This window comes from Formosa haliotis, assembly GCF_001685485.1.
GTDB lineage: Bacteria > Bacteroidota > Bacteroidia > Flavobacteriales > Flavobacteriaceae > Formosa > Formosa haliotis.
Window position 1 is genome coordinate 3,894,998 of record NZ_BDEL01000001.1, and the last position, 11,704, is coordinate 3,906,701.

The window sequence follows — 11,704 nt, forward strand, 5'->3', positions numbered from 1 at the left end:
TGTCTAATAACCTACTGCAATTTTATATATTTCTACTAAAATACAGTTTTTTCTATTAGTTGGCAGCTAAGATTCTATATTTTGAATTTTGTTTGTAAGCTTCTTCAAAACCTGTTAGAATAGCTTTAATAAGCCTAATTAAAGACCATTGATCTTGAACAAGAGGTGTATTGGTTTTTCTAATGATATTCCAAATTCTTTTTAAGTTATATGCAATAAACATAAACCCTACATCTGCACTAGCGCGTTGCATCGTTTTTTTAGTCATGATATGATCAAAACTCCACTGACGTTTTATGGTTCCGTAAGGATGCTCTACAATGGCTTGGCGTTTTTTATAAGCATCAGGATTTTGCAATACGCTCTTTGCGTTGGCTTCAATATATTTATGGAATTCACTGCGTTGTACTACTTTTCCATTTGCTTTAGACGTTGTGCATAATGCTCTTGCGGGGCAAGCTTTACATTTGTTTGTTTTGTATTGTTTGAAACGATAATTACGCCCTTTATAAGTGCTGCCATTACTTTTAAGTATGTTTCCTTGTGGGCAAGTATAGGTGTCGTGTTCTTTATTATATTTAAAATGTTCTGAGTTATAGTTAGGATCTGGAGCTTGCGATGCTCTTCCTATTCCAGGGATAGCAACAAGGGTTTTAATACCTAGTTTATTTGCAGTTTTAAATTCACTTCCCGTATGATATCCTTTGTCATAGAGCGCCGTAAAGGTGTTCGTTCCTAAAATAGTTTTAGCTCTTTGTAACATCTGTCCCATAGCCTTGGAGTCGTTTTTATTGGTAACCAAGTAGTCGAACGGAATATTATGATCTGCGTCTACAGTAGATTGTACACAGTAAGCAACTTCAGTAATATTGTTACGCACAATTAAATGCTTGCTATCGGGATCAGAGGTAGAAATTTGTGGTTCTCCCGAAGCCTTCAACTGTGCATTTAGTTTTTCGTATTCTTTTCTGCGATCTTGATGCTTATCAATATCTTTCTTAATTTCCTCTTTTTCATTTTCACTATCACTTTGTTCAAGAGCTTTGTTGTATTGTTCTAATTTATTGTCAATATAATCTATGTGACGCTGTATTTTCTTCTTATTAAAATTGTTTTTCTTACTATTCTGAGCTCTAAACTTAGTACTGTCTCCAGCTATAAGAGTAGCGCCTATTAGCCCAAAATTACGTGCCATTTGCACGGTAGCAAAGAACACTTTTTTAATAGCCTTTGCATTATCTTTTCTGAAATTGCTGATGGTGTTGTGATCTGGAGCTAACGATTCAAGCAGCCACATGACTTCAATGTTTCGTTTACATTCCTTTTCTAATTGTCTTGAAGAACGAATACGGTTCATGTATCCGTAGATGTAAAGTTTGAGAAGAACAGCTGGGTTATAGGCTGGAGGACCGTTTTCGGTAAAGTCTGAACGGAATCCTAGTTCTGCAAGGTTAAGTGAATTTACAAATTGATCTATAGACCTTACGCTGTTCTCATATTCTATAGAATCATCAAGAGAAACAGGAAAAAGGCAGGTCTGTTTTCGGTCTTTTCCAGGTATGAATTTCATAACTAAAAGATACAAAAATCACCTGGAAATTACTTGAGAACTTCTAAAAAATGTAACTAAAAAAAAGCAATAGTTATTAGACAGTCTGACGGTTTTGTGTATGGCTCGTTGCGGGAAATCAGCTATGATTTTCCGCCGTAACCGAAAGATAGCAAATTCCAATGAATTCCGATTAAGAATTCAGCCGCAATGAGCTATACACGGTGTGTGTGCCCAGCATGGGTATCTTTTGATTTACCGAAAGGTAAATAATTAATCTATAGGGTGCAAGTCCCTTATGCGCAGGAGTAACGTCTTGAAGCATTAGTAAGTCGCAAGGGTGAAAACCGTGAGGTTTTATCTGAAGGAAGCGGAACTACAAAACTCGGTACTGACGAACAGAAACCGTATACAGAGGCATATTTACTCGGGTAAGCAACCACATCATTGTAACGCCCTAAGATTAACAAAAGGGTAAGTATGTAGATACGGCAGGAATTGAGGGAAAGAAGATGCCATTACCTGGGGAGATCTCTACAACTACGAGTTGGTTATGTAGAGAAGTCAGCAGAGGTCATAGTACTTACAGGAAACGAGCGGAGGGAATACCTTTGATGGACTCACAAGTAGGGAAGGACTGAACGTAATTCTCTTCAAAATTCGCATAGGAGCACTAGTTGTAGCCTATGCTTAAACTAGAAGATAGTGCCAAGGGTGAAAAGAGCTTTGGTGTGATGATTTACGAACCGCCGTATACGAGACCCGTACGTACGGTGGTGTGAGGGGTGTACTCCGTCATTTGATGGCGGAGCCATCCACTCGATTGCCCACAGTATTTTTATTTTTTTATAAAACTCAACGCTTCGCAAGAATCGGGATCGCCAAGAATAATTAAAATCACAGGCTTATTATCTTGTTCATATAGTTTCCAGGAAGTGCTAATATTTTCTAACTGTGGCTCTATTTTATTATACTCAATAGTAACGTTCAGTTCGTAATTATCTTTGTCAGAATATGCTTTCCATTTTCCAGTTATGTTCTGTAAAGATTTTTCATTTTGTTTATAATCGGCATTAAAAACATCTAATACTCCAACAGGAACATTTTTTAATTCAAAAGTGTTGTTTTGTTTTAAGATTAATTCTGCTGGTCCAACAGAATTAGGTGGTCTGATATTTAATTTATAATCGCCAATCAATTGTTCATCGGTTGGAAGCTTTTCAAGTTGTTCCAAATCCGAATAATATGGACACGGAATAAATCCGCAGTATGATAAAACCACAGAAAATAATATTAATAAAATCCATTTAATATTTGATAGCGATTTCCTTTTCATATTGTGGGCAACGGCAGTCTGTCTAATAACCGACTGCAATTATATATATTTCTACTAAAATACAGTTTTTTCTATTAGACGGGAGCTAAGATTCTATATTTTGAATTTTGTTTGTAGGGTTCTTCAAAACTTGTTAGAATAGCTGTAAAAAGCATAATTAAAGACCTGTGAGCTTGAACACGAGGTGTATTGGTTTTTCTAATGATATTCCAAATTCTTTTTAAGTTATAGGCAATAAACATAAACCCTACATCTGCACTAGCGCGTTGCATCGTTTTTTTAGTTATGATATGATCAAAACTCCACTGGCGTTTTATGGTTCCGTAAGGATGCTCTACAATGGCTTGGCGTTTTTTATAAGCATCAGGATTTTGCAATACACTCTTTGCGTTGGCTTCAATATATTTATGGAATTCACTGCGTTGTACTACTTTTCCATTTGCTTTAGACGTGGTACATAATGCTCTTGCGGGGCAAGCTTTACATTTGTTTGTTTTGTATTGTTTGAAACGATAATTACGCCCTTTATAAGTGCTGCCATTACTTTTAAGTATGTTTCCTTGTGGGCAAGTATAGGTGTCGTGTTCTTTATTATATTTAAAATGTTCTGAGTTATAGTTAGGATCTGGAGCTTGCGATGCTCTTCCTATTCCAGGGATAGCAACAAGGGTTTTAATACCTAGTTTATTAGCAGTTTTAAATTCACTTCCTGTATGATATCCTTTGTCATAGAGCGCCGTAAAGGTGTTCGTTCCTAAAATAGTTTTAGCTCTTTGTAACATCTGTCCCATAGCCTTGGAGTCGTTTTTATTGGTAACCAAGTAGTCGAACGGAATATTATGATCTGCGTCTACAGTAGATTGTACATAGTAAGCAACTTCAGTAATATTGTTACGCACAATTAAATGCTTGCTATCGGGATCAGAGGTAGAAATTTGTGGTTCTCCCGAAGCCTTCAACTGTGCATTTAGTTTTTCGTATTCTTTTCTGCGACCTTGATGCTTATCAATATCTTTCTTAATTTCCTCTTTTTCATTTTCACTATCACTTTGTTCAAGAGCTTTGTTGTATTGTTCTAATTTATTGTCAATATAATCTATGTGACGCTGTATTTTCTTCTTATTAAAATTGTTTTTCTTACTATTCTGAGCTCTAAACTTAGTACTGTCTCCAGCAATAAGTGTAGCGCCTATAAGCCCAAAATTACGTGCCATTTGCACGGTAGCAAAGAACACTTTTTTAATAGCCTTTGCATTATCTTTTCTGAAATTGCTGATGGTGTTGTGATCTGGAGCTAACGATTCAAGCAGCCACATGACTTCAATGTTTCGTTTACATTCCTTTTCTAATTGTCTTGAAGAACGAATACGGTTCATGTATCCGTAGATGTAAAGTTTGAGAAGAACAGCTGGGTTATAGGCTGGAGGACCGTTTTCGGTAAAGTCTGAACGGAATCCTAGTTCTGCAAGGTTAAGTGAATTTACAAATTGATCTATAGACCTTACGCTGTTCTCATATTCTATAGAATCTTCAAGAGAAACAGGAAAAAGGCAGGTCTGTTTTCGGTCTTTTCCAGGTATGAATTTCATAACTAAAAGATACAAAAATCACCTGGAAATTACTTGAGAACTTCTAAAAAATGTAACTAAAAAAGCAATAGTTATTAGACAGTCTGACGGTCTTGTGTATGGCTCGTTGCGGGAAATCAGCTATGATTTTCCGCCGTAACCGAAAGATAGCAAATTGCAATGAATTCCGATTAGGAATTCAGCCGCAATGAGCTATACACGTTGTGTGTGCCCAGCATGGGTATCTTTTGATTTACCGAAAGGTAAATAATTAATCTATAGGGTGCAAGTCCCTTATGCGCAGGAGTAACGTCTTGAAGCATTAGTAAGTCGCAAGGGTGAAAACCGTGAGGTTTTATTTGAAGGAAGCGGAACTACAAAACTCGGTACTGACGAACAGAAACCGTATACAGAGGCATATTTACTCGGGTAAGCAACCACATCATTGTAACGCCCTAAGATTAACAAAAGGGTAAGTATGTAGATACGGCAGGAATTGAGGGAAAGAAGATGCCATTACCTGGGGAGATCTCTACAACTACGAGTTGGTTATGTAGAGAAGTCAGCAGAGGTCATAGTACTTACAGGAAACGAGCGGAGGGAATACCTTTGATGGACTCACAAGTAGGGAAGGACTGAACGTAATTCTCTTCAAAATTCGCATAGGAGCACTAGTTGTAGCCTATGCTTAAACTAGAAGATAGTGCCAAGGGTGAAAAGAGCTTTGGTGTGATGATTTACGAACCGCCGTATACGAGACCCGTACGTACGGTGGTGTGAGGGGTGTACTCCGTCATTTGATGGCGGAGCCATCCACTCGATTGTGGGTAGTTTTTAATAGTCTTCAAAATCGTCATCATTGATGTTAAATTCAAGTTCCGTTAATTCTGTACTGTTAGTTGCTGGCATATCTAAAACCACACGTTGTGCTTGTCCATCGTCTGTTATTCTTGTTAATTCTATTTGCCAATTTGAATTTTTGTCAATATAGTAAATTCGACTAATTTCAACTCCAGTTTCAGTCAGATTGTCTATCACTCGACTGTATGGTTCACGGATTCTGATAGGTAAAAACTGAACATCAGAATTCAGAGTGAATTTTAGATTAACTGGGAAAAAATACAAAACCTCAAAATTTAGTTCTTTATCTTCTCCTAAATCTTCTAATTCTATACGAAACCCTTGATTTAATAGTCCAAAAACATTCTCATCAGTTAAGCCAAAGTAATTATCATAATCATGGTCTACTTCCAATTCGTAAATGTCTCCTTGACCACTTGTTGTAAAAGTAAAGTCAAAATATCCATCAGAATCTGTTGTTGTTGAGTCGACATATTGGATGAAATCAACATTTGGCGCTGAACCAAAGCCTGGTATTAAATTAGATTCTCCGATTCTTAATTTGTGATTGTCTAATGGTATTTGATTTTCACTATCATACATCCGACCAAAAACTCTCGTTTCGATACCACTTGGTTCAAATGTATCTTCACAAGATGTGAACAACAACATCAATAATAATAGTAATAAGTAGTCAAATTTTGTTTTCATAGGATAGCTTTTTCTTATTAGATGCTAATTGTCTTGAATGGTTGCGTTAAATTACCCACAACGATGGCGAATATGAAAAGTAGCAGGATCTACAAACTAACTTTTCGTATCGTCACAGGTTTTAAATTTATAAATTATATTTCGTTTTTGCTCTTAACTGCTATTTTTTATATGCGCTGTTGTGTTTAGTATTTTTTATTTTCCAGTCTTTTATAGCTTTCTAAATTCTTTTTTTTACACCTGGATCTTTAATCTTCTCTCTTCCACTAAATACGGTGTATGGAGGACGCTACATAAGGTGACCAGCACCCAAACTTGATTTTCTTTTAAGATTGGTTATATAAAGCTTTATATGACTTGTCTTAAAATAAAACTTGCTTCGATTCCGTTGCAGTTTAAAAATTTATAAAAATCTTAAGCTATTGATATGGTCGACTATAAACATCTTGTTATCAGATCGTTGGCAGTGTTAAATAACACCAAAAACTTGACTTTCTCATTTTTTTTCAATAACTTAAAACAAACTGTTTAACGTTGCAAACGTTTTGAGAGCGCGCTCTCAACGATTTCTAGCGCACAGTTTGCGATTTGAAATTCTCCTTAACTCGTTTTTAAATCAACTGATTTTTATAAATAAAAAAAAAACCTCGAAGCAAGCCGCAAAGTTTGGGGGATGACCGAAAGTCATTCATATTAAACGCAACGTTTATGTATAAGAATAGTGCGGTTTTGTATGCGTGGATTTTCCGAAGGAAAATCAGAAGCTAGCAAAACTGTACTAACCTTTGATTAAGTACTAACTACCGCATTATTTTTATACGGTGTTAGCTTTAGTTATTTTTATATTCAAAGTCAAGTTCAAACCATTGATTTATTGAGTCAATCTCCTTTATTATGAATTTCAATTCTCCTTTTTCAAGTGGTGTTTCTCCGACATAATCAATAGGTTGAATATAATATTTTCTGTTTTTTGTATCATAAAATCTTACGAATCCGTAATGATATGCAGATTTTACATTTGTCCATTCCGTTTGAGAATGTTTTTCGAGTTTATCATATGTTAGAGACGTATCGGGTAATCCAACTGTTATGTTTCTTAATTCAAATTCTGTTGAGTTATAAAGACTAAATTTTAATTCCTTTTTTGTTTCGCTTTTTTCGACTTTAATTTCAACTTTTTCGTTCTGATTTTTTAATTCCTTTTTACAATTATAAAAAGAAAGTCCTAAAATCAATATGAAGAGTGTTTTTTTCATAATTAAAGCTAACGGTCTCGTATAACCGTCAGTTACGGGTTAATATGTGTTAATTTTCGGTTTAGCACTGACGTTAGCAATTCCGAGTGGATTCGGACGTAGTCGAATCCGCCGTAATTGCGGTTATACATTGTTGCCAACCGTTTTTTATTATTCAGATTATTATTTTTTAAACTCAAAATATTATGTCAAAATTCAAACAAATTAAAACTCCAGAAATATTATTTATTGACGATTCCGATGTTCAATATAATTTCCGTAAGCTATTACAAAATCTGAATCGTTATCGGAAAGTTCGATTTTATTCAATTCGGATTGGTCTTTTAGCTTTATTTTTTCTCGGAATTTATGGAATCCTGCAACTGATTTAGGCGACATAGAGTCCGCAAACACGTCAAAATATTTATCTAAATCCGTTTGATAATTTATAAAACCAATATTCACATTTTTTAAATCCCAACTTATGTTAAACGCAACAACATATTTTCCAGTCGAAAACATTCCAGAAGGTAATTCAGTCGTTTTTGGTGTTTCGCTCAATATTTTTTCAAAAGTCAGTCCGTGTACTGCTAAAATATATTCAGCTTTTTTTAAGTCAGTCGTAAAACCTCCTAAATCATATTTTTCTAATTTATCTACGAATAATGTCATTTACGATGTGTTTTGTCAAATGGTTGGCAACGATGGCGAATATGAAAAGTAGCAGGATCTACAAACTAACTTTTCGTATCGTCACAGGTTTTAAATTTATAAATTATATTTCGTTTTTGCTCTTAACTGCTATTTTTTATATGCGCTGTTGTGTTTAGTATTTTTTATTTTCCAGTCTTTTATAGCTTTCTAAATTCTTTTTTTTATACCTGGATCTTTAATCTTCTCTCTTCCTCTAAATACGGTGTATGGAGGACGCTACATAAGGTGACCAGCACCCAAACTTGATTTTCTTTTAAGATTGGTTATATAAAGCTTTATATGACTTGTCTTAAAATAAAACTTGCTTCGATTCCGGTGCAGTTTAAAAATTTATAAAAATCTTAAGCTATTGATATGGTCGACTGTAAACATCTTGTTATCAGATCGTTGGCAGTGTTAAATAACACCAAAAACTTGACTTTCTCATTTTTTTTCAATAACTTAAAACAAACTGTTTAACGTTGCAAACGTTTTGAGAGCGCGCTCTCAACGATTTCTAGCGCACAGTTTGCGATTTGAAATTCTCCTTAACTCGTTTTTAAATCAACTGATTTTTATAAATAAAAAAAAAACCTCGAAGCAAGCCGCAAAGTTTGGGGGATGACCGAAAGTCATTCATATTAAACGCAACGTTTATGTATATGGAAAGTTGCGTGTTTGTGTGCGAGGATTTTCCGAAGGAAAATCAGACGTAGCAAACGTGCAACGACCTTTGTTTTAGTACAACACCAGCAATTTTTTATATACGGTGTTACCATACGTTTTTTATTCCGTTTTTTTTAATTTAGACGTTTTCACAACAATTGTGTTTCCCCAAATATCTCCTAATCGTTGATTTTTATCTGTATTTTTTATTGTTATAATTCCGATTAGTCCAAAAAAGAACATATCAATTGGGTCAAGTAAATGTCTTTTTAAAGATTGTCCAAAAGTCAGTTTTTCGTCAATTCCGCTAAAAGTTGAGTTGTCAGTTGATTTTCGGATTGAGACAGGTTTTAGTCCAACTAAAGAATTTCCGAGTGTTGCGCCGAACCATTGTTCAAGTCCGATTGTCATTATTCCCCAGAACAAAATTGGTCCTAATGCTGGTAATCCGCTTACTGCTAATTCTCCTTCAGAATCAGGTTTTCCGAAAGCAAACAGAAAAATAAAGAAGAAAATATATATAATTAAATAGTCCACAATTCCTGCTAAAATTCGTTTTCCAATATTAGGAACTGTTTTCAATTCAGTTGATAAGTTTGTTTCGTTCATCGGCTGCATTCAAGGTTCTAACGCAACAAACGTTGCTTTTTTTTGCTTGATACTAAGCTACATTTTTTAGTTCAGAATCCATAATTTCTTGAGGTGTTTTATAACCTATGATTTTTCGAGGTCTGTTGTTTAGTTTTTGTTGAATTGTCATTAGTAATTTTTCATCAATTTGATTAAAGTCTGTTCCCTTAGGAAGGTATCTTCTAATTAGTCCATTAGTATTTTCATTGGTTCCTCTTTCCCAGGAAGAGTATGGATGAGCAAAGAAAATTTTCATACCCGTATTTTGGGTGATTTTTTCGTGTTTTGCCATTTCAATTCCATTATCATAAGTCAAGGATTTTTTAAAAATGTTGTTTAATTGATTTAGTTTTTGAGAAAACATTTTAGCGACTTCATCTGCTTTTTTAGAGTTTAGTTTAATAATGATGGTATATCTAGCTTTTCGTTCTACAATGGTTCCTATGGCACTTTTGTGATTCTTCCCAATGATTAAATCACCTTCCCAATGTCCAATTTCAATTCTGTCTTCAATATGCTTAGGTCTATTGTCTATACTGACTTGGTTGATTATTTTGCTGCCAGTACCACGCCTTTTTTTAGCCGGTCTACGTCTAGTTTTTTTACGTACAAGTAGTTTGATTAGTTTTTTGTTTAAACTTGCTTGTGGTCTTGTGTAAATGTGTCTGTAAATCGCTTCATGAGAAATAGACATTATAGAATCGTTGGGATAAAGCTCTTTAATTCTTCCAGATATTTGTTCTGGAGTCCACTCAGATAAAAGTCCTTTATAGACAAAATGTTTTAGAGGTTTATGTGTGCTAATTTTATCTAGATTTCTTTTGTTTAAGTAATCATCTTTCGCACACCAATGTGATAAATGAGCATCGTATTTATCATTGGTATTACCGACTAATTTGTTTACTTCTCTAGTGATGGTTGATCTTGATCTTTTGAGCTGTTTAGCGATATAAGCTTTGGATCTATTTTCGTTTAAAAGAGTCTCAATTTGGATTCTTTCTTTTAAGGTAAGTCGTCTATGCTTTTTTACTTCCATTATAACAAATCTATAATTTTAGATTTGTTGCGTTAAGTTATTGAATAGAGCTCGTTGTTTCTCAAATGTATGGTAACGTGTTTGGCTATGGTTTCGTTGCGTGAAAATCCGCGAGGATTTTCCGCCGAAAACCGAAGATAGCAAATTTGCGAGGACTTTCCGAGAGGAAAGTCAGAAGCAATGAACTATAGCCGGTGTTGTAGCACGTTTTTATTCTATTCGGTTAAACATATTTTTATAGTTAAACTCATTAATAATTTCTTCGCAAATAGCGTTCAGTTTAACTAAATTGAGTTCGTTGTTCGTTTTATGATTCAAATTCGGTTTATCCCTTTCAGTTGTTAAATCGTAAGTGTCAAAATGATTAGTAAATTCTGTTGACTCGGTAAAAAACCAAAAATATCTTTGCGGTTGATGAGTTACAGAAGAAATGCTTTTGTAAACTAATCCATTTTTTCCTAGACTGTCCCGTTTTAATTGATAAGATTTTACTTTTTCAGATTTCAGTTTTTCGTAGTTCTTTTTATAAAGTTCAATCGGTTTTGAATCGGATAATTTTAATGAATTAAATTCTCCACAATTATCAAATTTTTTCACATAACCATCTTTTCCGTCTTTCCAAAACGCATACATTGTAAAGTAAGTTCCATTCGGATTACAAGAATTTGGGTCGCTCAAATCCGCAATATATGCAGTTCCATATGTAATCCGTTTTACGACAAAAAAATCCGTTATGTTTTTTTCGTTCAGTTCCGCTTTAAATTCCGAAATGAGCGATTCCGTTGGGTCAATTTTTTCTTGTCCCAAGGTCAGATTAAAAATCAGAAACAATATGATTATTATGAATTTCTTCATTTTTTTCAAATGTGCTACAACGTGTTTGTATAAGATTAGTTGCGTATTTTAAGTACTAAAATTAGCAAATAAAAACCAACTTGAAAACCTAGCGAAGATTTTCATAAGTTGGCTTATATTAGCAATTAATTTTATACGGTGTTGCACACAGTTATTTTTTATTCGATTTTTTGAAATTTAAATTTACATCCTTCGATACATGTCAAGTAAGTAGGGGTTAGTATAATGTTTTCTCCTTCAAAGCTATATTCTTCTATAAAAGTTCCAGCTGGAGTTTCAATTCCTGTATCAAAATTATTACAACTATAATCAAGAGTTAAATTGATCCCTGTTATTGAGTAACTTCCGTCTGTACACTCTGAAAACCTATTAGATGTAAATTTTCCATTTTTGGTAAATATATATGTGTATCCGTCTGAAATAGTTGTCCATTGAGGATTATTGCCTCCATTACTTTCGTAAGTTTCAATCAATTTCCAAGTTCCAACAATAGAGTTGCTTTTTTTTATAATTTCATCATTTTGACTACACGAGTTAAATGATAAAATAATACTTAAAAAGATTATTAAATTTTTCATTTTTTTT

Annotated in this window: 10 protein-coding genes; all 10 read right to left on the reverse strand. The window is 34.1% G+C overall.

Going from position 1 to position 11,704, the window contains the following annotated elements; all coding sequences use genetic code 11:
* Positions 1-55 precede the first annotated feature (55 nt).
* The 10 genes from A9D35_RS16450 to A9D35_RS16495 all read right to left on the reverse strand — a co-directional run bounded on the left by A9D35_RS16450 (position 56) and on the right by A9D35_RS16495 (position 11,697).
* Positions 56-1,570: an IS1182 family transposase gene (locus tag A9D35_RS16450; RefSeq protein WP_066225042.1), complete on the reverse strand. Its 1,515-nt coding sequence runs from the start codon at positions 1,568-1,570 to the stop codon at positions 56-58.
* A gap of 817 nt (positions 1,571-2,387) precedes the next feature.
* Positions 2,388-2,885, reverse strand: coding sequence for a hypothetical protein (locus A9D35_RS16455; protein ID WP_141675563.1), 498 nt, complete (start codon positions 2,883-2,885; stop codon positions 2,388-2,390).
* 74 nt (positions 2,886-2,959) lie between these two features.
* Positions 2,960-4,474 carry an IS1182 family transposase gene (locus A9D35_RS16460; RefSeq protein ID WP_066225046.1) on the reverse strand — a complete coding sequence of 505 codons (1,515 nt, stop codon included), beginning with the start codon at positions 4,472-4,474 and terminating at the stop codon, positions 2,960-2,962.
* Between the two features lie 813 nt (positions 4,475-5,287).
* The gene (locus tag A9D35_RS16465; protein ID WP_141675564.1) at positions 5,288-6,004 is read right to left on the reverse strand and encodes a hypothetical protein; all 717 of its coding nucleotides are present in this window, start codon (positions 6,002-6,004) and stop codon (positions 5,288-5,290) included.
* A gap of 830 nt (positions 6,005-6,834) precedes the next feature.
* On the reverse strand, positions 6,835-7,260 hold the full coding sequence (locus tag A9D35_RS16470) for a hypothetical protein (RefSeq protein ID WP_066225050.1): 426 nt from the start codon (positions 7,258-7,260) through the stop codon (positions 6,835-6,837).
* Between the two features lie 225 nt (positions 7,261-7,485).
* Positions 7,486-7,911, reverse strand: coding sequence for a hypothetical protein (locus A9D35_RS16475; RefSeq protein ID WP_066225052.1), 426 nt, complete (start codon positions 7,909-7,911; stop codon positions 7,486-7,488).
* Between the two features lie 807 nt (positions 7,912-8,718).
* Positions 8,719-9,207: an RDD family protein gene (locus tag A9D35_RS16480; RefSeq protein ID WP_066226209.1), complete on the reverse strand. Its 489-nt coding sequence runs from the start codon at positions 9,205-9,207 to the stop codon at positions 8,719-8,721.
* Positions 9,208-9,259: 52 nt separating this feature from the next.
* Positions 9,260-10,264, reverse strand: coding sequence for an IS30 family transposase (locus tag A9D35_RS16485; protein WP_066225053.1), 1,005 nt, complete (start codon positions 10,262-10,264; stop codon positions 9,260-9,262).
* A 210-nt stretch (positions 10,265-10,474) separates the two neighbouring features.
* Entirely contained in the window at positions 10,475-11,071 is a 597-nt protein-coding gene (locus A9D35_RS16490; protein ID WP_066225055.1) for a hypothetical protein, read from the reverse strand.
* A 206-nt stretch (positions 11,072-11,277) separates the two neighbouring features.
* A complete protein-coding gene (locus tag A9D35_RS16495; protein WP_066225057.1) occupies positions 11,278-11,697 on the reverse strand; it encodes a hypothetical protein in 420 nt (139 codons plus the stop codon).
* Positions 11,698-11,704: the final 7 nt, after the last annotated feature.